This window comes from Nocardioides sp. Iso805N, assembly GCF_000364605.1.
Taxonomy (GTDB): Bacteria; Actinomycetota; Actinomycetes; order Propionibacteriales; family Nocardioidaceae; genus Nocardioides.
In genome coordinates this window covers 867356-893654 of the sequence record NZ_KB822575.1, presented here as the reverse complement: position 1 = coordinate 893654, position 26299 = coordinate 867356, and the positions used below count along the sequence as shown (strand labels likewise).

General features: G+C 69.3%; 22 protein-coding genes. 12 read left to right on the top strand and 10 right to left on the bottom strand.

Annotation, left to right across the window (positions count from 1 at the left end; all coding sequences use genetic code 11):
• Positions 1 to 777: 777 nt before the first annotated feature.
• Positions 778 to 2166: a replicative DNA helicase gene (gene dnaB, locus H036_RS0104195; protein WP_017933525.1), complete on the bottom strand. Its 1389-nt coding sequence runs from the start codon at positions 2164 to 2166 to the stop codon at positions 778 to 780.
• A 497-nt stretch (positions 2167 to 2663) separates the two neighbouring features.
• Between dnaB and H036_RS0104190 the strand changes: the two genes are divergently transcribed.
• Both H036_RS0104190 and H036_RS0104185 read left to right on the top strand, forming a co-directional pair.
• The gene (locus H036_RS0104190) at positions 2664 to 4007 is read left to right on the top strand and encodes an MATE family efflux transporter (protein ID WP_017933524.1); all 1344 of its coding nucleotides are present in this window, start codon (positions 2664 to 2666) and stop codon (positions 4005 to 4007) included.
• 9 nt (positions 4008 to 4016) lie between these two features.
• Positions 4017 to 4628 (top strand): DinB family protein, encoded by a 612-nt coding sequence (locus H036_RS0104185; protein ID WP_017933523.1) that lies wholly within the window; start codon positions 4017 to 4019, stop codon positions 4626 to 4628.
• A gap of 152 nt (positions 4629 to 4780) precedes the next feature.
• Here H036_RS0104185 and rplI read toward each other — a convergent pair whose 3' ends face one another.
• The 5 genes from rplI to H036_RS0104160 all read right to left on the bottom strand — a co-directional run bounded on the left by rplI (position 4781) and on the right by H036_RS0104160 (position 7908).
• A complete protein-coding gene (rplI, locus tag H036_RS0104180; protein ID WP_017933522.1) occupies positions 4781 to 5230 on the bottom strand; it encodes a 50S ribosomal protein L9 in 450 nt (149 codons plus the stop codon).
• A 14-nt stretch (positions 5231 to 5244) separates the two neighbouring features.
• Entirely contained in the window at positions 5245 to 5481 is a 237-nt protein-coding gene (rpsR, locus tag H036_RS0104175) for a 30S ribosomal protein S18 (RefSeq protein WP_017933521.1), read from the bottom strand.
• A gap of 68 nt (positions 5482 to 5549) precedes the next feature.
• Entirely contained in the window at positions 5550 to 6173 is a 624-nt protein-coding gene (locus H036_RS0104170; RefSeq protein ID WP_017933520.1) for a single-stranded DNA-binding protein, read from the bottom strand.
• A 78-nt stretch (positions 6174 to 6251) separates the two neighbouring features.
• Complete coding sequence (gene rpsF / locus H036_RS0104165; RefSeq protein WP_017933519.1) at positions 6252 to 6539, bottom strand: 30S ribosomal protein S6; 288 nt, start codon at positions 6537 to 6539, stop codon at positions 6252 to 6254.
• A gap of 121 nt (positions 6540 to 6660) precedes the next feature.
• A complete protein-coding gene (locus H036_RS0104160; RefSeq protein ID WP_017933518.1) occupies positions 6661 to 7908 on the bottom strand; it encodes a D-arabinono-1,4-lactone oxidase in 1248 nt (415 codons plus the stop codon).
• Positions 7909 to 7952: 44 nt separating this feature from the next.
• Between H036_RS0104160 and H036_RS0104155 the strand changes: the two genes are divergently transcribed.
• The 5 genes from H036_RS0104155 to H036_RS0104135 all read left to right on the top strand — a co-directional run bounded on the left by H036_RS0104155 (position 7953) and on the right by H036_RS0104135 (position 13172).
• The gene (locus tag H036_RS0104155) at positions 7953 to 8921 is read left to right on the top strand and encodes a serine/threonine-protein kinase (RefSeq protein ID WP_051068579.1); all 969 of its coding nucleotides are present in this window, start codon (positions 7953 to 7955) and stop codon (positions 8919 to 8921) included.
• A gap of 100 nt (positions 8922 to 9021) precedes the next feature.
• Positions 9022 to 9810 carry a deoxyribonuclease IV gene (locus tag H036_RS0104150; RefSeq protein WP_017933517.1) on the top strand — a complete coding sequence of 263 codons (789 nt, stop codon included), beginning with the start codon at positions 9022 to 9024 and terminating at the stop codon, positions 9808 to 9810.
• Between the two features lie 26 nt (positions 9811 to 9836).
• Positions 9837 to 10862 carry an LLM class flavin-dependent oxidoreductase gene (locus H036_RS0104145; RefSeq protein ID WP_017933516.1) on the top strand — a complete coding sequence of 342 codons (1026 nt, stop codon included), beginning with the start codon at positions 9837 to 9839 and terminating at the stop codon, positions 10860 to 10862.
• 136 nt (positions 10863 to 10998) lie between these two features.
• A complete protein-coding gene (locus tag H036_RS0104140) occupies positions 10999 to 12135 on the top strand; it encodes a lipid II:glycine glycyltransferase FemX (RefSeq protein ID WP_026145765.1) in 1137 nt (378 codons plus the stop codon).
• Positions 12132 to 13172, top strand: coding sequence for an alanine racemase (locus tag H036_RS0104135; protein ID WP_017933514.1), 1041 nt, complete (start codon positions 12132 to 12134; stop codon positions 13170 to 13172). The genes H036_RS0104140 and H036_RS0104135 overlap by 4 nt, the downstream gene beginning before the upstream one ends.
• Here H036_RS0104135 and H036_RS0104130 read toward each other — a convergent pair.
• Positions 13133 to 14566, bottom strand: a complete 1434-nt coding sequence (locus H036_RS0104130) for a glycosyltransferase family 87 protein (protein ID WP_017933513.1) — start codon at positions 14564 to 14566, stop codon at positions 13133 to 13135. The two genes, H036_RS0104135 and H036_RS0104130, sit on opposite strands and share 40 nt — an antisense overlap.
• Before the next feature lie 106 nt (positions 14567 to 14672).
• A complete protein-coding gene (locus H036_RS0104125) occupies positions 14673 to 17003 on the bottom strand; it encodes a transglycosylase domain-containing protein (protein ID WP_026145764.1) in 2331 nt (776 codons plus the stop codon).
• Positions 17004 to 17202: 199 nt separating this feature from the next.
• On the opposite strand from H036_RS0104125, the gene H036_RS0104120 reads away from it, so the two are divergent.
• The 3 genes from H036_RS0104120 (at position 17203) to H036_RS0104110 (ending at position 20154) form a co-directional block, all read left to right on the top strand.
• Positions 17203 to 17793 (top strand): PadR family transcriptional regulator, encoded by a 591-nt coding sequence (locus H036_RS0104120; protein WP_017933511.1) that lies wholly within the window; start codon positions 17203 to 17205, stop codon positions 17791 to 17793.
• A complete protein-coding gene (locus H036_RS0104115) occupies positions 17793 to 18875 on the top strand; it encodes an inositol-3-phosphate synthase (protein WP_026145763.1) in 1083 nt (360 codons plus the stop codon). Before H036_RS0104120 ends, H036_RS0104115 begins: the two co-directional genes overlap by 1 nt.
• Before the next feature lie 271 nt (positions 18876 to 19146).
• A complete protein-coding gene (locus H036_RS0104110; protein WP_017933509.1) occupies positions 19147 to 20154 on the top strand; it encodes a type IV toxin-antitoxin system AbiEi family antitoxin domain-containing protein in 1008 nt (335 codons plus the stop codon).
• A 161-nt stretch (positions 20155 to 20315) separates the two neighbouring features.
• Here the strand turns inward: H036_RS0104110 and H036_RS0104105 are convergent, their stop codons facing one another.
• Positions 20316 to 20768 (bottom strand): SRPBCC family protein, encoded by a 453-nt coding sequence (locus H036_RS0104105; RefSeq protein WP_017933508.1) that lies wholly within the window; start codon positions 20766 to 20768, stop codon positions 20316 to 20318.
• 10 nt (positions 20769 to 20778) lie between these two features.
• A complete protein-coding gene (locus tag H036_RS0104100; protein ID WP_017933507.1) occupies positions 20779 to 22245 on the bottom strand; it encodes a CCA tRNA nucleotidyltransferase in 1467 nt (488 codons plus the stop codon).
• Between the two features lie 124 nt (positions 22246 to 22369).
• Here H036_RS0104100 and H036_RS0104095 point away from each other — a divergent pair, with 124 nt between their 5' ends.
• Both H036_RS0104095 and murJ read left to right on the top strand, forming a co-directional pair.
• A complete protein-coding gene (locus H036_RS0104095) occupies positions 22370 to 24628 on the top strand; it encodes a DUF6049 family protein (protein WP_017933506.1) in 2259 nt (752 codons plus the stop codon).
• Entirely contained in the window at positions 24625 to 26286 is a 1662-nt protein-coding gene (gene murJ / locus H036_RS0104090; RefSeq protein ID WP_017933505.1) for a murein biosynthesis integral membrane protein MurJ, read from the top strand. Before H036_RS0104095 ends, murJ begins: the two co-directional genes overlap by 4 nt.
• The last annotated feature ends 13 nt before the right edge of the window (positions 26287 to 26299 follow it).

Sequence of the window (26299 nt, the reverse complement as noted above, 5' to 3'; positions counted from 1 at the left end):
GTCCTCTCGCCACTTTGGCTGCCTGCCCAGCAGGCTGCGGAACAGTGAGCGAATGGAAGAACGACCGGGTCGGCTGCACGACGAGTGACAGGTCAATCTGGAACCCAAACGGTGAGGCAGGTCACCTTGCACGGCAAGCGCGTTCCTGCATTGCGATGCTGGAACGAACCCCGCAGCCCCGGAAGGCACTTCCACCCGCATCGTCGGGCAGCACTCTGGCTCGCTGCACGTGGAGTGGATGCCGTGGCCGACGTACTCGGCGACCAGAGTGGATCCACGCACGTCGAGGACGGGGACTTGTGCGGGTTCACCCCGGCGGCAAACTGGCCGGATCCCGACACGTCGCTGGCCTGATCGAGAACCGAGGGACGCGAGGCGGCTCCGATCATCTGAACGGCGGTTCGGTCCAAGACCTGGACGGCGAATCGGTCAAGCAGCCCTCACGACGTGGCGAAGCCAACTACTACAACTGGTGACGCACCCCGGCTCGACCTTGTGCGGGGCAGGCCGGGGCGGACGCCGCCGCCCACAACTTAGCCCGTCGCAGCACAGTCAGGTCGCGGCTGTGGTTCCAGAGCAGGCTGTTGCACCCGAGCGTGATTGTGTGCGGAGTGCGTATCGCTCGGGTCGCGTCCGGCGTACGGAAGTCGGCTTTTCCGTGGTCCCCGGCTCCATCGACCTACCGCACTGGAGGCGGCCAGACTGTCGGTGGAGCGGATAATTTATCCGGCTGTCGATCTCGTCAAACTACGTTGCATCTCGACAAGCAGAACTCGGCTAGTGCGCCATGTCGACGAACCGGCTGTAGTGACCTTGGAACGCCACCACCAGGTCGCGCGTGGGGCCGTTGCGGTGCTTGGCGACGATGATGTCGGCCTCGCCGGGGCGGGTCGACTCCTTCTCGTAGACATCCTCGCGGTGCAGCAGGACGACCATGTCGGCGTCCTGCTCCAGCGAGCCGGACTCACGCAGGTCGGAGACCATCGGGCGCTTGTCGGCGCGCTGCTCGGAGCCACGGTTGAGCTGGGAGAGCGTGATGATCGGGACCTCAAGCTCCTTGGCCAGCAGCTTGATCTGGCGGGAGAACTCCGAGACCTCGAGCTGGCGGCTCTCCACCTTCTTGCCCGAGCTCATCAGCTGGAGGTAGTCGAGGACGATCAGCTTGAGGTCGTGGCGCTGCTTGAGCCGCCGCGCCTTCGAGCGGATCTCCATCATCGTCATGTTGGGGCTGTCGTCGATGAACATCGGAGCCGCCGACACCGCCGGCATGTGGCGGGCCAGCTTGTTCCAGTCGTCGTCGGTCATGTTGCCGTTGCGGATGTGGTTGAGCGGCACCTTCGCCTCGGCCGAGAGCAGACGCATCGTGATCTCGGCGCGGCTCATCTCCAGGCTGAAGAAGACGCTGGTGAGGTTGTTGTGGATCGAGGCCGCACGGCAGAAGTCCAGCGCCAGCGTCGACTTACCCATCGCGGGACGCGCCGCAACGATGATCATCTGGCCGCCCTGGAAGCCGTTGGTCAGGTCGTCGAGGTCCGCAAACCCCGTCGGTACGCCGTAGAGGCCCGCGTCCCGGTTGGAGATCGTCTCGATCTCATCGAGGACGGAGTCCATGATGTCCGACAGCGGGGCGTAGTCCTCGGTGGACCGCTTCTCGGTGAGCTTGAAGACCTCGGCCTGCGCGACGTCGACGATGTCGTCGACGTCACCCTCGCCGGCGTAGCCCATCTGCACGATCTTGGTGCCGGCGTCGACGAGCCGGCGCAGTGTCGCCTTCTCCTTGACGATCTCGGCGTAGTAGCTCGCGTTGGAGGCGATCGGGACGTTGGCCGCGAGGGTGTGCAGGTAGGGGGCGCCGCCGATGCGCTCGAGCTGCGCGCGGCGCTGCAGCTCACCGGCGACGGTGATCATGTCGGCCGGCTCGCCGCGCCCGTAGAGGTCGATGATCGCGTCGAAGATCGTCTCGTGGCTGGGCCGGTAGAAGTCGGCGCCGCGGACCGACTCCGAGACATCCGCGATGGCGTCCTTGGAGATGAGCATCGCGCCGAGCACCGACTGCTCCGCCGCCATGTCCTGCGGCGGCGTGCGGTCGTTGGGTGCGCGCTTCTGCTCGCCAGGCTCGAACGCCGCGGGCCCGTCGCCCCACCCGTCGAACGGCGGCTCCTGCATGCTGCGCGCATCCTCCTCGGTGACGCTCAAATCCGACCTCCCAGTCTCGCGTTCGCGACCATAGTCGGCAGATCCGACAGTTCCGGGAAGGTGCCTGATGGGGTGCTCCCCAGAGCCTGCGTGCCGACCGGTCAGCGCGACCTTACGTGGGCATCACCCCCAAAAGACACTCCCTTATCCACAGGCCCTGGGGATAACCGGCCGATACCCGTGGAAGACCCGTGGATTGAGGTGCACAGCCTGGGGAGACTGCTGTGCACGACACACCGAGCGACACGCCGACCATGCCTCTGACCTGCGGAAACGCGCCTGTGGGAGTGTGGAACCGAAATTGTGGTCCTGGGACCGCGTTCATCCGGCGGTCATCTCGGCGTGGTCTGCGTGTTTGTCGACTTAGCGCCGGTCTAGACCCCTATGCACAGGTTTTCCACCGCCCGTCAAAACGAGGCCTTTCGTCCTAGGCCGACTGCCCCAAGCGGGCCAGCGCCCGCTACCGTGTGCCGGTGCCAGGACGCGATCACCAGGCCGATCGGGAGATCTGGCGCCTCGCCGTACCGGCCTTCCTCGCACTCGTCGCCGAGCCGCTCTTCCTGATCGCCGACTCGGCGATCGTCGGCCACCTCGGCACCCGCCAGCTCGCCGGGCTCGGGGTCGCCGGCGTGGTGCTGCAGACCATCACCGGCATGTGCGTCTTCCTCGCCTACGGCACCACCGCAGCGGTGGCGCGCAAGCTCGGGGCGGGCGACACCCGCGGCGCTCTGACCCAGGGCATCGACGGACTCTGGCTGGCCGTCCTCATCGGCGTGGTCGTGACCGTCCCGTGCGTCCTGCTCGCCCACCCACTGGTCCAGGTCGCCGGCGCCGATGCTCCTGTCGCCGACCAAGGCGCCGCCTACCTGCGCATCGCCGCCGTCGGCATCACCCCGTTGCTGCTGATGATGGCCGCCACCGGAGTGCTTCGCGGCCTCCAGGACACCCGCACGCCGATGGTGGTGGCGATCTGCGGCAACGTGCTGAACATCGTTCTCAACCTCCTCCTCGTGTACGGCGCAGGCCTCGGCATCCGCGGCTCCGCGCTCGGCTCGCTCTGCGCCCAGCTGCTGGCCGCTCTCGCACTGGTCGCCGTGGTCGTACGCAGCTCGGACGGCATCTCGCTGCGTCCCGATCTCTCCGGCATCCGACAGGCGGCCCGCGCCGGCGTCGCGCTGGTGGTACGGACACTCACCCTGCGGGCGGCGCTGCTGGTGACCACCTTCGCGGTCAGCCGCACCGCCGCGACGCACGACAGTCACGAGCAGGCCACCGCGCTCGCTGCGCACCAGATCGCCTTCACGCTGTGGACGCTCCTGGCCTTCGTGCTCGACGCCATCGCGATCGCCGCCCAGGCCATCACCGGGCGCGCTCTGGGAGCCGGCGACAGCGCAGCCGTACGTGCCGCGACCAACCGAATGGTGTGGTGGGGCGTCGTCGTCGGGGTCGCGGGCGGCGTACTACTCGCGGCCGGGTCCCCGCTGCTCGGCGCGCTCTTCACCGACGACGCCGACGTACGGCAGCGACTCGTCACGGTGCTGCTCATCGTGGCGCTCGCCGAGCCCGTCTGCGGCGTCGTCTTCGTCCTCGACGGCGTCCTCATCGGTGCCGGCGACGGCCGCTACCTCGCCCTCGGCGGACTGCTCGTCCTCGCAATCTACGTGCCCGTCCTCGCGCTGACCGTCGCGCTCGGCGGCGGGCTGGCATGGGTCTGGGTGACCTTCTCGGTGGTCTTCATGGGGGCCCGGTTCGTGGTGCTCACCCACCGGGCGCGCGGAGATCACTGGCTCGTGACGGGTGCCTCGGCCTAGCGTCAGGCCATGACGAACTCTGAGAAGGAGGCGCTGCAGCGCTACCTGCGCCTGGCGCGCGAGGCCGTGCTGTGGAAGGCCGACGGCCTCTCCGAGCGCGAGCTGCGCCTGCCCCGTACGCCCACCGGGACCAGCCTGATCGGCATCGTGAAGCACTGCCTCAACGTCGAGGCCGGCTACTTCGGCACGACCTTCGGCCGCACGCCGCCGATGTCCACCGAGCTCATCCCCCTCAACGCCTACGACCAGGACCCGCAGGTCGACTGGTACGCGACCGAGGAGGAGTCCGCAGCGGAGCTGATCGACCTCTACCGCCGGGTGGGCGAGTACGTCGACGCGACCCTCGAGGAGCTGCCCCTCGACACCGTCGGTCGGGTCCCGTGGTGGCCGCCGGAGCGCGCCGAGATCGCGCTGCGGCAGCTGATCGTCTACGTGCTCGAGGACATCGCTCGCCACGCCGGGCACGCGGACATCCTGCGCGAGCAGATCGACGGCGCCGCCGGGCTCAGCGCGACTCACACGAACCTGCCGGGTGAGGCTGACTGGCCGGCGTACGTCAGGAAGCTGTCGGCGATCGCGGAGCGCTTTCCTGACGAGGGGGCTGCCGACGATTGGGAGTAACACGGTGTTCAGGGGGAGTAGCAGCCTGTCCAGACGTGCTGCTACTCCCCCTCAACATCGTGTTACTCCACCCAACGACGTGTTACTCCGCCCGCAACCCCCCGAAATGCAGCAGCGGCCGGCCCCCGAAGGGACCGGCCGCCGAACGTGGATCAGGCCGGAACGACGTTGAGCGCCACCGAAGCGGTGACCTCGTCGTGCAGGCGCACGGCGACCGTGTGGCTGCCGAGGCTCTTGATCGCGTTCTTCACCGCGATGGTGCGCTTGTCGATCGACTCGCCCGTGGTGGCCTCGAGGGCACCCGCGATGTCGGCGACGGTGACGGCGCCGAAGAGGCGACCGTCCTGGCCGGCACGGACCTTGAGGCTGACCGCGGCCGACTCGAGCTTGCCCTTGATCTGGGCGGCGTGGTCGAGGTCGCGAGCAGCGCGCTTGGCACGCGCGGCACGGATGGACTCGACCTCCTTCTCGGCGCCCTTGGTCCAACGGATCGCGACGCCCTGCGGAAGCAGGAAGTTGCGCGCGTAGCCGTCCTTGACCTCGACGACGTCACCCGCCGAACCGAGACCGGAGACTTCCTGGGTCAGGATGATCTTCGCCATGATGTCGTCTCCTCTCAGCGACCGGTAGAGGTGTAGGGCAGGAGAGCGACCTCGCGCGCGTTCTTGACCGCGATGGCCACGTCGCGCTGGTGCTGGACGCAGTTGCCGGTCACTCGGCGAGCACGGATCTTGCCGCGGTCCGAGATGAACTTGCGGAGCAGGGTGGTGTCCTTGTAGTCGACACCGGTCGCCTTCTCCTTGCAGAACTGGCAAACCTTCTTCTTCGGCTTGCGAATCACTGCCTTGGCCATTGTGGTGCTTCCTTTCTAGAAGCCCGACCTAGGTCGGAATGGTTGAGGGATTCGGTCTGAGCTGTTGATCAGAACGGGGGCTCGTCCGAGCCGATGCCCGGAGCTCCCCAAGGGTCGTTGGCCGGAGCGCTGCCGCCCTGGCCGCCCTGGCCCGGGTTGCCCTGGTTGCCGCCGTAGCCGCCGCCCTGCTGGGCGGGAGCCTGCGGAGCCGGGGTCGCCCACGGGTCGTTGGCCGGAGCCTGCTGCGGAGCGCCTCCACCGGCGTTTCCGCCACTGAAACCACCGCCACCGCCGGCGTTGAAGCCGCCGCCACCGGAGCCACCCTGACGGCTGACCCGGTTGACCTTCGCGGTCGCCCAGGTCAGCGACGGGCCGACCTCGTCGACCTCGAGCTCGGTGACGGTGCGCTTCTCACCCTCACGCGTCTCGTAGGAGCGCGCCTTGAGGCGGCCCTGGACGATGACCCGGGTGCCCCGGGTCAGCGACTCAGCGACGTTCTCAGCAGCCTGACGCCAGATCGAGCAGCGCAGGAACAGCGTCTCGCCGTCCTCCCACTGCTGGGTCTGGCGGTTGAGCGTGCGCGGCGTCGAGGCCACCGTGAAGTTGGCGACCGCAGCGCCGGAGGGCGTGAAGCGCAGCTCCGGGTCGTCGGTCAGATTGCCGATCACGGTGATGACGGTCTCGCCAGCCATGGCGTCTCCCTAGGTCTCGTTCTGATCTACGTCCTTGTCGGCCCATCAAACAGCACGGGACCGACAAGAACGAGGGGGTCACTTGCCGGGGCGAATGACCTTGGTACGCAGGATCGACTCGTTCAGCGTGAGCTGACGGTCGAGCTCCTTGACGGTGGCCGGCTCGGCGGTCAAGTTGACGATGGCGTAGATGCCCTCGGCGTTCTTCTTGACCTCGTACGCCAGGCGGCGACGGCCCCACACGTCGACCGACTCGACGGTGCCACCGTCGTTGCGGACCACGTTGAGGAACTTGTCGAGCGACGGAGCGACGGTGCGCTCGTCAGTGGCAGGGTCGAGAATGACCACAACCTCGTAAGCACGCATAGCTTCCCACCTCCTACGGACTCAGCGGCCATGGTCTCTCCATGGCAGGAGGGCTGTGCGTTGTCCTCATCCGACTGGGCAGACGAAGACGGGACAGGCTATCAAGCGCCGAGCGGCCGGCCTAAATCCCCAGGTGGCGCTCGGTCCAGGCGTTCCGGAACCGGCCCTCAGGATCGAGCCGTGCGGCCAGGTCGAGGAAGTCGCTCCAGCGCGGATAGAGCGGCGCGAGCGCGTCGGCGTGCGCCCGGAACACCTTGCCCCAGTGCGGGCGCGCCCCCAGCGGGAGCAGCACCTCCTCGAGCCGGTCGACCAGCGGCTGGACCCGGAGCGGATCCCGGTGCCAGGTGAAGTGCAGGGCGATCGCGTCCTCGCCGTACGCGCCGGAGAGCCAGAGGTCGTCGGCCGCGATCGTACGCAGCTCGGTCACGAACAACACCTCGTGCATCGCCTCCCCGAGCGCACGTACGGCGCCCAGCGCCTCAGCGGCCCGCGACATCGGGACCAGGTACTCGGTCTGCAGCTCCTCCCCGGCGCTCGGCAGGAAGCCCATCCGGAAGTGCGGCAGCCGCTCGTGCCAGGGACCCGCGACGCCGAGCTGCGGAGTGGTGTTCTCGACGGCCATCCCGGCGATCATGTGCCGCTGCTCGGTCGCCACGTGCGCGCCCGCGTCGACAAGCACCTCGACCGGCTCCCCGGTCACCGAGCCTGTCGAGGTGCGCGCCTTCACCCAGACCTGGCCGACGTCCTCACCGACCCAGGGGGTGAAGACCGAGACCGAGTAAGCGCAGCTCAGCACCTCGTCGAGGCGGTCCAGCAGCGCCGTCCAGCTCAACCCCTCGTAGACGACCTGGGTCAGCTCGAACGCCGGCTCCACGGCGAGGTCGAGCGACGTCACGATGCCCAGCGTGCCCATGGCCACGACCGCACCGGTCAGCTCAGCGCCGGTGAGCCGCACCAGCTCGCCGGTGCCGGTGACCAGCTCCATGCCCCGGACGGCACCCGCCAGGGACTGGTTGCGCCGTCCCGAGCCGTGCGTGCCGGTCGCGACGGCACCTGCCACGGAGATGTGCGGCAGGGAGGCGAGGTTGGCCAGCGCCAGGCCGCGCGGCACCAGCTCGGTGGCGAGGTCGCCGTACCGCAGGCCGGCCGGCACCCGCACCACGTCACCGATCACCTCGACCGTCGCGGGCAGCCCCTCGAGCGAGACCTGTACGCCGGGGGTGTCGGCCAGATCGGTGAAGGAGTGTCGACTGCCGAGCGCCCGGATGCGCGGCGAGGCCGCAATCAGCTCCTGCACCTCAGTGACGCTTGCCGGTGTGACGACGTCGGTCGCCTCGTAGGTATGGCTGCCTGCCCAGTTGGTCCGCACAGACACCACCGTAGGACCTGCCCGGGTGGCCTAGGCTCCCAGCCATGGAGCCCGGGCTCGGCAGCCGGCAGCACCCGATCGCCGGCCGCTACGTGCTCGTCGACCAGATCGGGTCCGGCGGCATGGGGTCGGTCTGGCGCGCCTACGACCAGCGGACCCAGAGCTGGCTGGCGGTGAAGGTGCTCACCCAGCGCGGCACCTCGCTGCTGCTGCGGTTCGTTCGCGAGCAGGGCCTGCGGATCCCGCACCGGCACGTGGTGGCACCGACCGGGTGGGCCGCCGAGGACGACCTGGTGGTGCTGACCATGGACCTGGTCAGGGGCGGCTCCGTGCACGAGCTGCTGCTGACCCACGGCACCCTCCCGGAGCCGCTCGTCGGCGTACTCCTCGATCAGTTGCTGCAGGCCCTCTCCGCCGTGCACGCGGCCGGGGTGGTGCACCGCGACGTGAAGCCCGCGAACCTGCTGCTGGAGGCGACCGGACACGATCGCCCGCACCTGCGGCTGGCCGACTTCGGGGTGGCCGCGACGCGGGAGGAGCCGCGGCTGACGCGCACGCCCGGTGGCGTCGGCACCGACGGCTACATGGCGCCCGAGCAGGCTGCCGGCGGCCCTCCCGACCCCCGTTCGGACCTGTACGCCGTCGGCAGGGTCGCCATCCAGCTGTTGACGGGTGACCCAGCGTCGGCTGTCGCGGCGATCCCGGCGTCAGCCCTGGGACCGGTGCTGTCGACGCTCACCCGGGACGATCCGGAGGACCGGCCGGCGACCGCAGCGGCGGCGCTGGTGGAGCTGCGCGGCCTCGGTCTGCCCGCCTGGGACGGCCGGATCGAGATCCCGGACCGGCTGCCGGCCGCCGCGTTGCCGTTGCAGAGCGGGCTCGCGCTACCGCCGCCACGTCCCCCTGCCGGCCCTGCCGTCCGCACGCCCGGACGACTGTGGGCGGCCGCCGGCTGCTTCCTCGGGGCGATCGCGCTGTCCGGCGCCGCCGTGGCGCGGATCCTGGCCGGCTGAGCGCAGCAGCACGAACCCGGCCGCTGTCAGCGCGGCGGCCGCCGCGATCAGCGCGATGGTCATGCTGCACCCTAATCACGCTCCCGCCTAGGCTGCTCCCATGCTCATCGGTGCCCATGTCGACCAGACCGATCCGATCGCGGAGGCCGCTGCGCGCAAGGCGCCGCTGGTGCAGTTCTTCCTCGGCGACCCGCAGGGCTACAAGGGCCCGGAGTTCGCCTACGCCGGCGGCGCCGAGGCGCTCAAGGCGGACGCGGAGGCGGCCGGGATCGCCCTCTACGTGCACGCGCCGTACATCGTGAACGTGGCGACCACCAACAACCGGATCCGCATCCCGTCGCGCAAGCTCCTGCAGCAGCACGTCGACGCGGCCGCCTCGATCGGCGCCAAGGGCCTGATCGTGCACGGCGGCCACGTGAACAAGTCGGACGACCCCGAGAAGGGCTTCGACAACTGGCGCAAGGCGATCGAGGCGACCGACCTCAAGCTGCCGCTGCTGATCGAGAACACCGCCGGCGGAGACAACGCCATGACCCGCTACCTGGACCGGATCGGTCGGGTCTGGGACGCGATCGCCTCCTGCGAGCAGGCCGACATGGTCGGCTTCTGCCTCGACACCTGCCATGCGCACGCCGGCGGCAATGCGCTCGAGACGGTCGTCGACGACGTCCGCGCGATCACCGGCCGGATCGACCTGGTCCACTGCAACGACAGCCGCGACGAGTTCGACTCCGGCGCCGACCGGCACGCCAACTTCGGCGCCGGCCGGATCGACCCGGACCTGTTGGCCGGCGTCGTCCGCGCGGCCGACGCGCCGGTGGTGTGCGAGACACCGGGCGGTGCTGCCGAGCACCAGGCCGACTTCGCCTGGCTCCGCGAGCGGCTTTAGTCGAGCGGGATGGTTGACTTAGCGCCATGAACCGCCCGCTGCGCCGCCTCGGCTTCCTCACCATCGGGCTCTTCGACCCCGCCGACCCGCGTCCCGGCATCGAGGAGACGCTGCAGGTGATCGAGCTGGGCGAGCGACTCGGCTTTGACTCCGCATGGCTGCGTCACCGGCACCTGCAGCACGGCATCTCCTCGCCGGTGACGATCATGGCGGCCGCCACCCAGCGCACCTCCCGGATCGAGCTCGGCACCGCCGTCACCCCGCTGGGCGCCGAGAACCCCTTCCGCCTGGCAGAGGACCTCGGCACCCTCGACGTACTCTCCGCCGTCGACGGCGTCGGCCGGATCAACCCCGGCTTCTCGGTCGGGCCACCGATGAACTACGACCGCTACAAGCACGCCCTCTACCCCGCATCCCACGAGACCGAGGACCTGTCCTACGGACGCCTCGAGCGGCTGCTGTCCTACCTCGACGGCGAGCCCGTCTCCGACTTCGAGGGCACGATGGGGATCGAGACGTTCTCGCGCTCGATCCAGCCCCAGTCGCGCGGGCTGCGCGATCGGGTCTGGTACGGCGGAGGATCGCTCGGCTCCTGCGTCTGGGCGGGCGAGCACGGTCTCAACCTGCTGACCTCCTCGGTCGTCAAGGCGGAGGGGTCCGCGGACGACTTCGCCACCATCCAGCGCCGCCAGATCGACGCCTACCGGGCCGCACACCCGGCCGGTGCGCAGGCCCGTGTCTCCCAGGGGCTGGTGGTCATCCCGACGGACACCGCCACGCCCGATCAGGCCGCCCGCTACCGGGCCTACGCCGATGCCCGGCTGCCGCGGACGCGTGAGCCGCAAGGTCCGGCCGGGCTGCTCTTCGCCCCCGACATCGTCGGTACCTCCGCCGAGATCGCCGATGCGCTGCGCGCCCATGCGGGCTACCAGGCGGTCGACGAGGTGGCCTTCGCGCTGCCGTTCAGCTTCGAGCACGACGACTACGTGCAGATCCTCACCGACATCGCCACCCGGCTGGGGCCGGCGCTGGGCTGGGGGCCTGCGGCGTAGGAGGAGGTTTTGACCCCTGGGGGTCAAAACCGCACCTTGGGGGGCAATGCTTCGCCCATCAACCTGCGGTTCTGACCCCTGGGGGTCAAAACCGCCGCCCCACCGCCCCACTCCCAACCCAGGTAACCTTCCGCAGGTGAGTGTCACCGTTCGACCCCTGTCCACAGCGGAGCATCTGTCCTTCATCCGCAGCCGGTCATCGGTGAGCTTCCTGCAGACCCCCGCCTGGGCCCAGGTGAAGACCGAGTGGCGCTCGGAGTCGCTGGGCCTGTTCGAGGGTGAGGAGCTGATCGGCGCGACCCTGGTGCTGCACCGGCCGGTGCCGCGCCTCAAGCGCTACACCCTGGCCTACCTGCCCGAGGGACCCTCGGTGGACTGGACCCTCCCACTCGCCGACTGGCTGGACCCGCTGGCCGAGTACCTGAAGCGCAACGGCGCGTTCGGGGTGCGGATGGGGCCGCCGGTCACCACGGCCTCCTGGAGCGCCGACCAGGTCAAGCAGGGCATCGCCGACGACGGCGTCGGCCGGCTCGGCGACCTCGTACCCAGCCGCCGGGACCCGGTCGGCGCCCGCGTCGTCAGCCAGCTGCGCGGCGCCGGGTGGCGGCTGCAGAGCCCCGAGGACGGCTTCGGCGCGGGGCAGCCGCAGTACACCTTCGAGATCCCGCTGCGGGGTCGGAGCGAGGACGACGTACTCGCCGGGATGAACCAGCTGTGGCGACGCAACATCAAGAAGGCCGCGAAGGAGGGCGTCGAGGTCACCTCCGTCACTCCCGCCCAGGACGGCTTCGACCAGGCGTTGGCCGCCTTCCACGACCTCTACGTGCACACCGCCGAGCGGGACCACTTCACGCCGCGACCGCTGAGCTACTTCCGCACCATGTTCGGCGCGATGAGCGCCGAGGATCCTGACCGGATCACGCTCTTCTCCGCCCACCACGAGGGCGACCTGGTCGCCTCGACGATCCTGGTCCGGGTCGGCACCCACGCCTGGTACTCCTACGGTGCCTCCTCGACCGCCAAGCGCGAGGTGCGCGGCTCCAACGCGTTGCAGTGGGCGATGATCCGGCACGCGATCGATGCCGGCTGCGACGTCTACGACCTGCGCGGCATCACCCCGACGCTGTCGGCCGACGACTCGCACGTCGGTCTGATCCAGTTCAAGGTCGGTACCGGCGGCCGTGCCGTCGAGTACGTCGGAGAATGGGACCTGCCGTTGCGCCCGATGATCTACCGGGCCTTCGACCTCTACATGAGGAGGCGCGCACGATGACACTCAGACTGACTGTCGACGGCACGCGCTGGCGCGACCACCTGCGCTCGGTGCTGGAGGAGACGCCCGGTCTGGTGCCGGTCGCCAAGGGCAACGGCTACGGGCTCACGGTCGGCAGCCTCGCCCGCCGCGCGGAGTGGCTGGGCAGCGACGCCCTGGCCGTGGGCACCTACGCCGAGCTGCCCGAGGCGGCCAGCCGCTTCCACGGCGACCTGCTGGTGCTCACCCCGTGGCGTCCCTACGAGCCGACCCTGGAGGCGGCCCTGGCCCACCGGGTCATCCACACGGTCTCCCGGCCCGCCGATCTCGGCGATCTGCTGGCGCGCCAGCCCGGCGCCCGCGTCGTACTCGAGCGGATGACGTCCATGCGTCGGCACGGCCTGTCCGCCGCCGACCTGTGGGACCTGGCCGGCCAGGCCCGCAACCGCGCGCGGCTCGAGGGCGTCGCGATCCATCTTCCGATGGGTGCCCAGGGCGCCAACCTGGCCGAGGCACGCGCCTTGATGGACGACGTCATCGGCGCAGGCGTCACCACGGTCTGGGTCAGCCACCTCACCGCGGCCGAGCTGGCCACCCTGCGTCAGCAGTACGCCGACCTCACCATCCGACCGCGCGTCGGCACCGGGCTGTGGCTCGGAGACCGGGGCGCGTTCGAGGTCACGGCGGTCGTGCAGGACGTGCACCCGATCGACCGTGGCGACACGTTCGGCTACCGGGGTCGTACGGCGCTGCGGGCCGGCCACCTGATCATCGCCAGCGGCGGGACGGCGCACGGGCTCGGCCTGACCGCACCGACAGGGGCGGGCTCGTTGAAGGCGCGTGCGAACGCGGCCGCTCGCGGCGGCCTGGATGCCGTCGGGCTGGTGCGCTCGCCGTACTTCCTCGACGGCCAGCAGCTGGTCTTCGCCGAGCCGCCGCACATGCAGGCCTCGATGCTGCTGCTGCCGCACGGCGCTCGGGTGCCCGACGTCGGCGAGCGGATCCCGCTGCGGGTCCGCTACACCACCACGACGTTCGACGAGATCATCGTCGACTGAGTCGAGCGCTCCTCGTCGGCGGCCTCGGTGAGCACGACCGGATCGTGCTGCGGCCAGAGCATGTCGCGCACCACGACACCGACCAGGTAGAGCTCGCCGGCCACGCGGATCGCGACCACCAGCCAGTAGAACGGCTGGTCGGTGCCGCCGCCGGCGGTGAACAGGCCACCGAGGTACCACCACACCCCGGCGAAGTAGAGCACCTCGCTGACCTGCCAGATCAGCTGGTCACGCCAGCGCGGCCGGGCCAGCACCGCAAGCGGGAGCAGCCACAGCACGTACTGCGGCGAGTAGACCTTGTTGACGATCAGGAACCCGGCGACGATCAGGAACCCGAGCTGCGCGAAGCGCGGTGTGCGGGGCGCGAGCATCCCCACGACGAGTACGGCGAGGCACCACGCGGCGAACAGCAGCCACGACCAGACGTTGATCGTGTGCGGGCTGAAGGTGTGCCCGGTGACCTGCTGCGCCACCAGCCACAGCGAGCCGAGGTCGGCGCCACGGCTGCTGTTGAAGGACCAGAACACCTTCCACTGCGCCACGCCGCTGATCAGCGCCGGCAGGTTGAAGAGCACCCAGGCGATCACCGCTGAACCGGTCACCATGATCAGGTCGGTCCATCGTCGCTTGCGCCAGCAGATCACGAGCAGGCCGCCGAGCAGGAACAGCGGATAGAGCTTGGTCGCCGTACCGAGCCCGATCATCACGCCGGTCAGGATCGGCCTGTCGCGCGACCACGCCCACAGCGCGCCCGCCACGAAGCCGACGGCGAGGAGGTCCCAGTTGATCATGCCGGTCAGCAGCAGTGCCGGGGAGAGCGCGAAGGCCGCGGCGTCCCAGGGTCGTCGGCGGTTGACGCCGGCGATCAGCCAGCACGCGAGCAGGGCGACGACGGCGAAGCCGATGGTGTTGACCGAGACGTAGAGCCTGATCTCGTGCAGCACGCCGGGCTCACCCCAGAGCTTGTCGGTCGACAGCGCGGCGCGGGAGCTCAGGTCGGGCGATCCCGCCAACCAGTGCGTCACGTAGGCCGTGCCCCACGCCCAGTAGGCGATCCCGACCGGGTACTCCATCACCTCGTAGCGCGAGCGGGTGGTGGCGTCGCCGCTGTAGGGCCACTTCAGCTCGGCGAAGCCACGACCCGTGTAGAGGTAGGGCAGGTCCGAGTAGCACATGTGGGTGTAGCGGGTGTTCCCGTTGGACCAGGTCTGGCTGTAGCAGCTGCTCTTCTGCACCATGCCGAGCGCCATCACGATGGCGGTGAGCAGCAGCAGCACCCGGACGGGGGTCCACCAACGGTGCCGGCCGGCATGCTCGCCGACCGGCCCGCCGATGGACTCACTGAGCGTCTCAACGACGCGGTCCTCGTGCGCGGGTGCGACGACGCCAGCCATGCCCGGATCCTAGGCGATCAAGCGAGCGGCAGCGCGAGCGAGGTACGAGCTCTGGCGCTGACCGCGAGCGCGGGAGCCAGCGCGCGGAGCGCGCCCCAGAGTGCAGCTAAGGAGTCGCCGTGATGGTCTGCCCGGGCGTGGTCGACGGCTGCGAGGTACACGCGAAGCCACAGTTGTTGCCGCCACCGTTGCCGCCACCGTTGCCGCCACCGTTGCCGCCACCGCCTACCGGGGCCTGGCTGCTCGCCGGCGCGGAGGGCTGCACCTGGTGCGACGGGGTCGGGGTCGACTTCGGCGTCTTGGACGGCTTGGGCTTCTTCGACGGCTTCGGCTTCGGCGTGTACGACGGCAACGGCGCGTGGCTGGTGTCCGGCGGGGTGCCTGTGACGTTGGCCGCCGGCGGGAACTCCTCGACCGGCAGCCCCTCCATGTCGGCCTGCATCACCGCGGTCCAGGTGCGGGCCGGGTAGTCGGCACCGAAGTACGACGGCATCCAGCCGTCGAGCGCCTCGCGGCCGTTGCCGCGGATGTACATCACCGCGGTGGCGGCCTGCGGCGTGTAACCGACGAACCAGGCGGAGGAGACGTGCGTGCCGTTGCCGTCGGCGTTGGGCGCCGTCGCCGTACCGGTCTTGCCGGCGGCCGGGCGACCCAGTGCCAGTGCTGCCTTGCCGGTACCGCCCTTGACGACCTGCTGCAGCGCGTAGGAGACGTCGTCGGAGACGTCCTGCGGGATCGCCTGGTCGGTGTGGTTCTTGTACTTGTAGAGCACGGTGCCGTTCTGGTCGGTCACCTTGCTGATCACGTGCACGCCGGCACGCTTGCCACCGTCGGCGATGGTGGCGTAGGTGTTCGCCAGGTTGATCGGGCTCGCGGCCGCCTTGCCGAGCGTGATCAGCGAGTCGGAGGACTGGAGGTCGTTGGTCGTCGACGGGATGCCCGGGTAGTCGGGGTTCGCCTTCTCCGGCGTCAGGCCCATCTTCAGGGCGTTCTGGTAGATCTTCTTCGGGCCGTTCGGGATCGAGTGCGACATGTCGACGAACGCGGTGTTGATCGACTGCTGCAGCGCGTAGATCGTGTTGACCTTCGCCCCGTAGCTGTGGCCGTTGGCCTCACCGGCCTGCTCGCCCTCGTTGTGCACCTCGAGACCACCGGGGAAGGTGTACGGCGAGTTGCCGTCGAAGGTCGACTTCAGCGAGAAGCCGGCCTCCAGCGCCGTGGCCAGCGTGACCGCCTTCATCGTGGACCCGGCCATACCGCCGGTGGCGGCCCAGTTGATCTGCGACTGCAGGTAGTCCTGACCGCCGTAGAAGCCGAGCAGGGCGCCGGTGCCGGGCTGCACCGTCGCGACGCCGATGTGCAGCTGCTTGTCGCCGAAGCCCGCGGGCTTGGCCTGCGCGACGCCGTTGGCCGCGGCGTCCATCGCCTTCTTGGTCAGCGTGGTGGTGACCCGCAGCCCACCGCCCTGGATCTCGGCGTCGGTGAAGCCGAGCTTGAGCAGCTCGCTCTTGACCAGGGCTAGCGCGTGGCCCTTCTGGCCGCCGTAGGTGTTGGAGGCGTGCTCCTTGGGGAACTTCGGCAGCTTCGCGGCCGCCTTGGTCGCCTCCGCGGCGGTGATATTGCCGGCACTGGCCATGCCCGCCAGGACATAGGAGTAGCGGCGCTGCAGCGCCTCCTTGTGGGTGGCACCGTTGGCCGGGTCGAACTGGGTCGGGTTGTTGAGCACGGAGGCGATCACCGCGGCCTGGCGCAGGTTGAGCTTGCTGGCCGGGACGTTGAAGTAGGCCTCCGCCGCCGCCTGCACGCCGTACGCGCCTCGACCGAAGTAGATGGTGTTGAGGTAGCCCTCGAGGATCTGCTGCTTGCTCATCTGGCGCTGGATCTTCAGCGACAGGATCGCTTCCTTCGCCTTGCGCTTGTAGGTGCGCTCCTGGTTCAGGTAAAGCACCTTGACGTACTGCTGGGTGATCGTGGAGGCGCCCTGGGTGGAGTTTCCCTTGGCGTTGCTGAACGCCGCGCGCAGGATGCCCTTGGGGTCGATGCCGTGGTTGGTCCAGAAGGTGCGGTCCTCAGCGGCGACCACCGCGTCCTTCAGGTTCTGCGGCATCTCGCTGTAGGAGATGGAGTCGCGGTTCTGCAGCGCGAACTGGCCGACCTTGTTCTTGCCGTCCGCGTAGTAGATGTAGGACGTCTGCGTCTTGAACTCCGCGTTGGGGTTCGGGACCGACGTCCTGTTGTACGCCACCACGGCGAGACCTGCGACGAGTACGACGCCGGCGAGGCCGACCAGCACGCACCACTTCAGGACACGGCGGACCTGCTGCTTGCGGGTCAGCGGCTTCTTGGGGCGTCCGCCCTTGCTCGAAGGGCGCTGGGCGGGGGTGCCGGAGGGCGACGTGTTGCGTCGTCTACCGCCACTGGGCGAGGTACCACTCACGTGTCAATATCTCCACGATCTCGGGGTCGGGCGTTACGAGGGTACGCATGGGGGCGCAGGATCCCAGATTCATCGGACACCGTCCCGACCGGCCGCAACCCCCTGTCGAGGCCTCGGGAGGAGCGTCGAGCCCCACCGATGCGACACTCCGATGTACCGGGGATTCGCAACATGCGGATATATCGCTACGATAGGTCTCATGACACGTCGGGCAGAGACCATCGAGCTGGCAGTCCTCGGACTGCTGCACGAGGGACCCATGCACGGCTATGAGCTGCGCAAGCGGCTCAATCTGATGCTCGGATGGGGTCGGGTGCTGTCCTACGGCTCGCTCTACCCCACTCTCAAGAAGATGCTGCGTGCGCACCTGATCGAGGAGTCGACCACGTCGGTCACCCCGGTCACGCGCCGCCCGCGGATCGTCTATCAGGTGACCGAACCAGGTCACAGGGAGTTCGAGCGGCTCATGTCGGAGGTTGGTCCCACCGCCTGGGAGGACGACAACTTCGACATCCGCTTCGCCTTCTTCGGTCGCACCGACATGGAGATCCGGCTGCGCGTCCTCGAGGGACGCCGCAGCCGCCTCCAGGAGCGACTCGATCGCGTCCAGCGCGAGCTGTCGCTGACGCAGAAGGAAGTCGACCAGTACGCCGGGGAGCTTCAGCGCCACGGTGTCGAGTCGGTGGAGCGGGAGGTGCGATGGCTCTCCGGACTCATCGATGCCGAGCGAAATCCCGCCTCAGGTCTTGCAGGTGCGGAAGTGACCACCACAGAAAGGAAGGAGCCCTGATGGGTTCGATTCGCGTAGCAATCGTGGGGGTCGGCAACTGCGCCAGCTCCCTCGTGCAGGGTGTCGAGTACTACAAGGACGCCGACCCGACGGGCACCGTCCCCGGTCTCATGCACGTCAAGTTCGGTGACTACCACGTCTCCGACGTCGAGTTCGTCGCGGCGTTCGACGTCGACGACAAGAAGGTCGGCAAGGACCTGTCCGAGGCCATCAACGCCTCGGAGAACAACACCATCAAGCTGGCCGATGTGCCGTTCAAGAACGTCGAGGTCCAGCGCGGCCCGACGCTCGACGGCCTCGGCAAGTACTACCGCCTGACGATCGAGGAGTCGGCGGCCGAGCCGGTCGACGTCGTCCAGATCCTCAAGGACCGCGAGGTCGACGTCCTCGTCTCCTACCTCCCCGTGGGTTCGGAGGAGGCCGACAAGTTCTACGCGCAGTGCGCCATCGACGCGAAGGTCGCCTTCGTCAACGCGCTCCCGGTCTTCATCGCCTCGGACCCGGTCTGGGCGAAGAAGTTCGAGGACGCTGGCGTTCCGATCGTCGGTGACGACATCAAGTCGCAGGTGGGCGCCACCATCACCCACCGCGTCATGTCGAAGCTGTTCGAGGACCGCGGCGTCATCCTGGACCGCACGTACCAGCTGAACGTCGGCGGCAACATGGACTTCAAGAACATGCTCGAGCGCGAGCGTCTTGAGTCCAAGAAGGTCTCCAAGACCCAGGCCGTGACCTCGAACCTGACCGGCCCGCTGGCCAACAAGATCGACGACAAGAACGTCCACATCGGCCCGTCGGACTACGTCCAGTGGCTCGACGACCGCAAGTGGGCCTACGTCCGCCTCGAGGGTCGCGCCTTCGGTGACGTTCCGCTCAACCTGGAGTACAAGCTCGAGGTCTGGGACTCCCCGAACAGCGCCGGCATCATCATTGACGCCGTCCGTGCCGCGAAGATCGCCAAGGACCGCGGCGTCGGCGGCCCGATCATCCCGGCCTCGGCCTACCTCATGAAGAGCCCGCCGGTTCAGATCGAGGACACCGAGGGTCGCGCTCTGCTGGAGAAGTTCATCGCCGGCGAGTGACACCGCTCAACGACAGCCCCGCCTCCCGATTCGGGAGGCGGGGCTTCGTCATTTCTCTTGGCTGGCGATCGGGAGTAACACGATGTTCTGGGGAGTAGCAGCCTGTCCAGACGTGCTGCTACTCCCCCTGGGCATCGTGTCACTTCAGTCGATAGCGTGTTACTCCTCCCAGACCGGCCGAATCTCGTCCACAGCGACCCGCCAGTCCGCGAACTTCACAGCCCCAGGTACGGCGCTGGCAACGGGCCAGCCACTGACCGACGCTCATACCATGCGGACGAAGGTGCTCGGCCTCATGGCGAACCAGCACGGGCTCATCAGCCGGGCCCAGGCCCTGGCAGCCGACATGACCACCGAAGAGATCGTCCGACTCGTCCGCAGTGGCCGATGGTGCGTCGTACGGCGCGGCGTCTACGCCGACGCCGAGCTGGTCTCCTCGACCACGACGCTCGCCGGGAGGCAACGGCTGGTCGACCGCGCGGCCTGCCTTCGGATCACCGTCCCGTTCGTCCGCAGTCACGAGACGGCCGCCCTGGAGCTGGGGCTCGGTCTGCTGCTACCACCGCGCCGGATGACCCATGTCACGCGCCCGAATGTCGGCACCCACAATCGCCATGGCATCAAGCACCATCTAGCGCCCTACCGCAAGGGCGACGTCGTCGAGGCCAACGGTTTTCGAGTGCTCGACCCGGCTCGAACCGCGATCGACATCGCGCGCGAGCACGGCTCGCCGTACGGTGAGGTGGCCATCGACCGCGTGCGCTGGCAGGGCACGACCGTGTTGGAGCTGGAGAACATCCTCGACACGATGCTGCACTGGCCGGACCACCGACGTGCTGTGATCTGCCTGGCGCAGTCCTCCGGCGGCTCCGAGTCCGTGCCGGAAACGCTGATGCGGCTGCTGTTGGAAGAGTCCGGGATCGGCCCCGTGCACACCCAGTTCGGGATGCGCGACGAGCGCCGCGAGGCGTGGGCCGATGCTCGAGCAGGGCGACACCTGTTCGAGTTCGACGGTCGCCAGAAGTATCAGCGCCCTGACACGAGCCGCCGGCTCCTCACCCCCGAGGATGCTCTGTTCGAGGAGAAGAATCGCGAGGACTGGTTCCGCGGCTACCGCCTCGGGATGTCTCGCTTCATCTGGACCGACGTCTGGGGACCTGGCCGGGGAGCCGCCAAACTTCGAGCGCGTCGTGCCTATGACGCGACCACCGCCATGTGGGGCACCGACATCAGCGACCTCGCGCCGTACGTCATCGTCGAGCGCCGCCGCGCGGCCTGAGCAACGTCATCGCTGTCGCGGCCCGGGGCGGGCCATGTCACGTCGTCGGGAGTAACACGATGTTCAGGGGGAGTAGCAGCCTGTCTAGACGTGCAGCTACTCCCCCTGAACATCGTGTTACTCCGACGGACGACGTGTTACACCGACCAGCGCGCCCGAGATCAGTTCTCCGCAGCCACCTTGATCCGCTGCAACGTCTGCGCCATCCCGGTCTCGAGCGAGCCGATGAAGTACTCCTGCCCGCCCAGGCCGACCTTGACCAGGGCGTGGGAGATCGGGGCGATCCCGTCGGGGGTCTCGCGGGCCTGGGTCAGCACGGTGCCACCGTCGGCGGTCGGCTCCAGCCGGAAGGACCAGACCGTCCTGTTCTCGGTGATCCGGAACGCGAAGTCTGCGTTGGGCGCGAAGCGGACCACCTTCGCGGTCGTGGGCCAGTGCTTCCAGCCGTCGCGGTTGATGTTGAAGAACCGCGTGCCCAGCCGGACCTGACCGCCGGCCACGAAGGAGCGCCGGACCTGCGGGCTCCACTCAGCCATCCGCTTCACGTCGGTGACCAGGGCCCACACGTCAGCGGGCGGGGCGGCGATGGTGACAGAGGCAGTGAGATCGCTCATGGGGAGGAACCTACTCCCGAGTAGCCCACCACGCACGCAGTCTCGCGGCGGCCTCGTCCTCCGACAGGACACCCTCGTCCATGCGCAGCTCGAGCAGGAACCTGTACGCCGCACCCACCGTCGGCCCCGGCCCGATACCGAGCAGCGCCATGATCTGCTCGCCGTTGAGGGCCGGGCGCATCGCAGCCAGCTCCTCCTCCTCGGACAGCCGCTCGATCCGCTCCTCGAGCGCGTCGTAGGTCCGCGCGAGCCGCTCGGCCTTGCGCCGGTTGCGGGTGGTGCAGTCGGCACGGGTCAGGATGTGCAGCCGCTCCAGCTGGTCGCCGGCGTCACGGACGTAGCGACGTACGGCGGAATCGGTCCACTCCCCGGTCCCGTAGCCGTGGAAGCGCAGATGCAGCTCGATCAGGTGACAGACCGCGTCGATCTCGTCGTTGGAGAAGCGCAGATCCTTCATCCGCTTGCGGGTGATCTTGGCGCCGACCACGTCGTGGTGGTGGAAGGTGACCGCGCCGCCGTCGACGAAGCGGCGGGTCTTCGGCTTGCCGACGTCGTGCATCAGCGCCGCGAAGCGGGAGACGAAGTCGGGACCGCCGTCGGGCAGCCGTGACTCCAGGTCGATCGCCTGGTCCAGCACGGTCAGGCTGTGCTCGTAGACGTCCTTGTGACGATGGTGCTCGTCGGCCTCCAGCCGCAGCGCCGGCAGCTCGGGCAGGACCAGGTCGGCCAGTCCGGTCTCGACCAGCAGGGCGAGTCCGCGGCGCGGGTACGGAGCGCAGATCAGCTTGACCAGCTCGTCGCGCACTCGCTCGGCGGAGATGATCGAGATGCGACCCGCCATCGCGGTCATCGCCTCGACCACCTCGGGCGCGACGGTGAAGCCGAGCTGGGCGGCGAAGCGGGCGGCCCGCATCATCCGCAGCGGGTCGTCGGAGAACGAGTCCTCGGGCCGACCCGGGGTGCGCAGCACCCGGTGCGCAAGATCGAGTACGCCGCCGTACGGGTCCTCGACGCTGCGTCCGACCCCCTCGGGCCCGGCAAGGCGCACCGCCATCGCGTTCACGGTGAAGTCGCGGCGACCGAGGTCACCGGCCAGGGAGGAGCCGTAGGCGACCGTGGGCTTGCGCGAGTCCGGGTCGTAGGCCTCGGAGCGATAGGTGGTGATCTCCACCACCCAGTCGTCCTTGCGGGCACCGATCGTGCCGAAGTCGCGACCCATGTCCCAGGTCGCCCTGGTCCACTGCTTGAGCAGCCGCTCGGTCTCCTCCGGGTGCGCGGAGGTGGTGAAGTCCAGGTCGTTCACCGGCCGGCCGAGCATCGAGTCGCGGACCGGGCCACCGACGAGGGCCAGCTCGTGTCCGGCGGCCGCGAACAACTCACCCAGCGGCTCCAGCACCCCGGCCAGCCGGTCGAGCTCGGCGTCCACCGCTCGCTGCACCTCGACGATGGAGAGGGGAGCGAGGGACGGATCAGACACGACGGAGGATTCTAGCCGCGCTGCCCGTGGCTGGCGCACTCGCGGCGGGTCCGCGAAGGACCGGGCACGGCCTTGCCTCATCGCGCAGTCGGAGCCCCGCCGTCCGGCCGATATCCTCAACCGCATGCCCGCTCGCCGTACCGTCCCTGCGTGGGCGCCGGCGACGACCGTCGTCACGCTCCTGCTCGCCGTCCTGACCGGCCTCGCCGCGCTCCCGACGACGGCTGCACACGCCGCCCAGGTGCACAAGACCGACAGCAGGACCGCCAGCGCCAAGGCCGACCCGCTGGGCGTGACGATCGAGAGCCTGAGCCCGTCCTCGCTGAAGGCCGACCCCACCAAGGGCACGGTGCAGGTCTCGGGCACGATCACGAACGACGACACCCAGACCTGGCAGGACATCAACGTCCACGCCTTCATCGGCAGCACCCCGCTGACCACCGAGACCGAGCTGACCGAGGCGTCGCTCTCCGACCCCACCCAGGACGTCGGCAACCGGATCACCACGTACGGCGACTTCGAGACCATCGCCTCGCTGCAGCCGGGGCAGAGCGACACCTACTCCCTGACGATCCCCCGCGGCGACCTGGTCGACAGCGACGGCAACCCGATCACGGCACCGGGCGTCTACTGGTTCGGCGTCCAGGTGCTCGGCACCGACGCCGCGGGCCGGGACAAGGCCGCCGACGGGCGGGCCCGGACGTTCCTGCCGCTGGTCGATGCCGGGAAGAAGACCACTCCGGTGAAGACTGCCGTCGTCGTACCGCTGCGGCAGCGGGTGCTGCGCCAGCCCGACGGCACCCTCGCCGCTCCGGAGAAGTGGGTGCAGCGGATCTCCACCGGCGGCCGGCTCGACAACGTGCTCACTTTCGCCGCAGGCCACCCCGTCTCCTGGCTCGTCGACCCCGCCGTCATCGACGCCATCAAGCAGCTCGCCGACGGCAACCCCCCGCGCAGCATCGCCCCGACCGACGGCAGCGACACGGCCGGCGGGGCCTCCCCGAGCCCCAGTCCGACGCAGAGCGGCGACGAGCGAGCCGCCGCGGACGACGCCGCCGACATCGCCAAGGCATGGCTGGCGCGCCTGATCGCCGAGCTCAAGACCAGCCCCGCCGTCTACGCGCTCCCCTACGGCGACCTCGACCTGGCGGCCAGCGCACGCCACGATCCCGGCCTGTACGCCGTCGCGCGCCGGCGCAGCACCGAGGCGTTGACCGCGCTCGGCATCACCAACGCCGCCCCGATCGATGCCCCGATCAACGGCTATCTCCAGCCGGGCGCCCTCAACGTCGGCTCCAGCGCGCCCAAGCTGCTCCTCAGTGACCAGGCCATCAGCGGGACCGTGCCGGCCGTCGCCAGCGTGAGCGGCCGCGCGGTCATCACCACGTCCTCGCTGGTCGCCTCCGGCGGGCCGCCGCCGGGCGACCAGCTCGGCCTGGTCCCGGTTCGCCAGGAGCTGCTGGCACAGTCGGCGCTGCGGCTGGGTACCGACGACCCGGTGATCGCCGTACTGCCTGCCGAGTGGAACCCCGCGGGGGACAGCACCGCCTTCTTCGACGGTCTGCACAAGAGGTGGATCCAGCCGAGCTCGATCGACGGGGCGACCTTGACGTCGGTGGCCCAGGAGGTTCAGCCCACCCGTATGCGCTATCCCGACGCCGAGTTCGAGAGCGAGCTGCCGGGACGCACGTTCGCCGCCGTGGACGGGCTGCGGCAGGCGGGCAGCGTGCTGCAGAGCGTGCTGAGCCACAACAACGCCGTCGGCACCACGGTGCTCGACGATGCGCTCACCAGCGCGTCCTACACCGCCCGCGGCGGGGCCGGCGGGGCCGCGGCAGAGCGCACTCGCGAGGCGATCGACGCCCAGTTGCGCACTGTCACCGTGGAGGCGCCGCCGTCGGTGACGCTGGCCAGCGATCGCGGCAAGTTCAACGCCACGGTGGTCAACGGCCTCGATCAGGACATCACCGTCAAGGTGCGCTCCGTGGCCGACAACGGCATGACCATCTCGGCCCCGCGCAAGCTGGACATCCCGGCAGACGGCCGCACCGGTGTCCTTCTGACCGCGAAGGCCACCACCAACGGCGTGCACACGGTGATCCTGCAGCTGACGGACAGCGGCGGCATCCCGCTCGGCTCGCAGACGAGCTTCCCCATCCGTACGGCGCAGGTCAGCCGCATCATCTGGCTCTTCATCGGCTGCGGCCTGGGCCTGCTGTTCACCGCGATCGTGGTCAGGCTGGTGCGGCGGCTCCGCGCCGGGACCCGACCGGCAGACCCCGAGCCCGACACCGACCCCGATGCCAGCCCCTCGACGTCCGCGAACGCGGCGACCGAGGCCGCCGGCGTGGGCGACGCTGACACCCCGGCGGAGCCCCGATGAGCGCTGGCAAGCGCAAGGCGGTGCCTGCGCGGCGTACGGCCATGCTGCCCGGTGTCGGTCGCACCTCGATCGGCGGCGCGAGCGCGGTGATGGCCGTCGGGACGCTGTTCTCCCGGCTCAGCGGCTTCGTCCGTGCGGCGCTGCTCGCGGCGGCGATCGGCTCGGGCGCTCGCGCCGACGTCTTCAACGTCGCCAACACGATCCCGAACATGCTCTACATCCTGCTCGCGGGCGGCGTCTTCAACGCCGTGCTCGTGCCGCAGCTCGTGCGAGCGCTGAAGAACGACGAGGACCGCGGCGACGCCTTCACCCAGCGGGTGATCACGCTGGCGGCGCTCTTCCTCGGCGCTGTCACGGTGCTGCTGGTGCTGGGCGCCCCGTGGCTGATCCATCTCTACTTCCACCATCACAGCGCGGAGGAGACGGCCAGTGCGGTCGCCTTCGCCCGCTACTGCCTGCCGCAGGTCTTCTTCTACGGCATGTTCGTGCTGGTCGGCCAGGTGCTCAACGCCCGGGGCAGCTTCGGGCCGATGATGTGGGCACCGATCACGAACAACATCATCTCGGTCGCGGTCCTGGTCACCTACATGGCGCACTTCGGGACCGCCGGCACCGGCGCGTACTCCCCCGCCGAGGAGCTGTGGCTCGGGCTGGGGTCGACCGCCGGCATCGCCGTGCAGTTCCTGGTGCTGGTGCCCTACCTGCGCCGGTCCGGGTTCCTCTACCGACCACGCTTCGACTTCCGCAACACCGGCCTGAGCCACACCCTGCGCCTGGGTGTGTGGACGGTGCTCTTCGTGGTGGTCAACCAGATCGCCTACACCGTGGTCACCATCCTCGCGACCAGCGGCAGTGGCCGGGACGGCACCGGCTACACCATCTACTCCTACAGCTTCCTGCTCACGCAGGTGCCGCACTCCATCGTCACGGTCTCGCTGGCCACGGCGATCCTGCCGACACTCTCGGCACGGGTGGTCGCGATCGATCCCCGAGGATTCGCGTACGGCGTGGTCCGCACGCTGCGCGCCTCGCTCGCGATCGTGCTGCCCTTCGCCGCCCTGCTCCCGGTCCTCGCCATCGACCTCGGTCACATCATGTTCGGCTTCGGGGCCTCGGCGTCGCAGTACAAGGCCTACGGCCCGACCATCGCCATGTTCGGACCGGGCCTGGTCTTCTTCACCGCCCAGTACGTCCTGCTGCGCGGCTTCTACGCCCTCGAGCGCAACAAGACGGTCTTCTGGATGCAGTGCCTGGTCGCCGCCGTGAACATCGTCGCCGCGGTGGCCCTGGTGCATCGGGTCGACCCCGAGCACACCGCCCCGGCGCTGGCCGCGGCCTGGGGTCTGGCCTATCTGGTCGGCTCGGTCAACGCCTACACCCGGCTCAACCGGCGCATCGGCCCGCTGCGTACCGACCTGCTCTTCCGGTTCGCGATCAGGATGCTGCTGGTGACTGCTGTCGCGACGACGGTCGCCTGGTTCGCCGGCCGCGGCTTCGACCACCTCTGGCCCGAGCGGTCGTGGTCGCAGGCCGCGATCAAGACAGCCGTGGTCGGCAGCCTCGACCTGGGCCTGATCTTCCTCGGCGCCCGGGTGCTGCGGATCGCCGAACTGACCTCATTCATCTCGGCATTGTCTGCTCGGCTCCGCCGCGGCTGACTAGTCTCGGGTT

What these genes read in the sequence shown, in the direction of transcription:
- dnaB (WP_017933525.1), bottom strand. Translation starts at nt 2,166, where the DNA reads ATGCAGGAGCCGCCGTTCGACGGGTGGGGCGACGGGCCCGCGGCGTTC.
- H036_RS0104185 (WP_017933523.1), top strand. Translation starts at nt 4,017, where the DNA reads ATGACGAACTCTGAGAAGGAGGCGCTGCAGCGCTACCTGCGCCTGGCG.
- rplI (WP_017933522.1), bottom strand. Translation starts at nt 5,230, where the DNA reads ATGGCGAAGATCATCCTGACCCAGGAAGTCTCCGGTCTCGGTTCGGCG.
- rpsR (WP_017933521.1), bottom strand. Translation starts at nt 5,481, where the DNA reads ATGGCCAAGGCAGTGATTCGCAAGCCGAAGAAGAAGGTTTGCCAGTTC.
- H036_RS0104170 (WP_017933520.1), bottom strand. Translation starts at nt 6,173, where the DNA reads ATGGCTGGCGAGACCGTCATCACCGTGATCGGCAATCTGACCGACGAC.
- rpsF (WP_017933519.1), bottom strand. Translation starts at nt 6,539, where the DNA reads ATGCGTGCTTACGAGGTTGTGGTCATTCTCGACCCTGCCACTGACGAG.
- H036_RS0104155 (WP_051068579.1), top strand. Translation starts at nt 7,953, where the DNA reads ATGGAGCCCGGGCTCGGCAGCCGGCAGCACCCGATCGCCGGCCGCTAC.
- H036_RS0104150 (WP_017933517.1), top strand. Translation starts at nt 9,022, where the DNA reads ATGCTCATCGGTGCCCATGTCGACCAGACCGATCCGATCGCGGAGGCC.
- H036_RS0104145 (WP_017933516.1), top strand. Translation starts at nt 9,837, where the DNA reads ATGAACCGCCCGCTGCGCCGCCTCGGCTTCCTCACCATCGGGCTCTTC.
- H036_RS0104135 (WP_017933514.1), top strand. Translation starts at nt 12,132, where the DNA reads ATGACACTCAGACTGACTGTCGACGGCACGCGCTGGCGCGACCACCTG.
- H036_RS0104130 (WP_017933513.1), bottom strand. Translation starts at nt 14,566, where the DNA reads ATGGCTGGCGTCGTCGCACCCGCGCACGAGGACCGCGTCGTTGAGACG.
- H036_RS0104120 (WP_017933511.1), top strand. Translation starts at nt 17,203, where the DNA reads ATGACACGTCGGGCAGAGACCATCGAGCTGGCAGTCCTCGGACTGCTG.
- H036_RS0104115 (WP_026145763.1), top strand. Translation starts at nt 17,793, where the DNA reads ATGGGTTCGATTCGCGTAGCAATCGTGGGGGTCGGCAACTGCGCCAGC.
- H036_RS0104110 (WP_017933509.1), top strand. Translation starts at nt 19,147, where the DNA reads ATGCGGACGAAGGTGCTCGGCCTCATGGCGAACCAGCACGGGCTCATC.
- H036_RS0104105 (WP_017933508.1), bottom strand. Translation starts at nt 20,768, where the DNA reads ATGAGCGATCTCACTGCCTCTGTCACCATCGCCGCCCCGCCCGCTGAC.
- H036_RS0104095 (WP_017933506.1), top strand. Translation starts at nt 22,370, where the DNA reads ATGCCCGCTCGCCGTACCGTCCCTGCGTGGGCGCCGGCGACGACCGTC.
- murJ (WP_017933505.1), top strand. Translation starts at nt 24,625, where the DNA reads ATGAGCGCTGGCAAGCGCAAGGCGGTGCCTGCGCGGCGTACGGCCATG.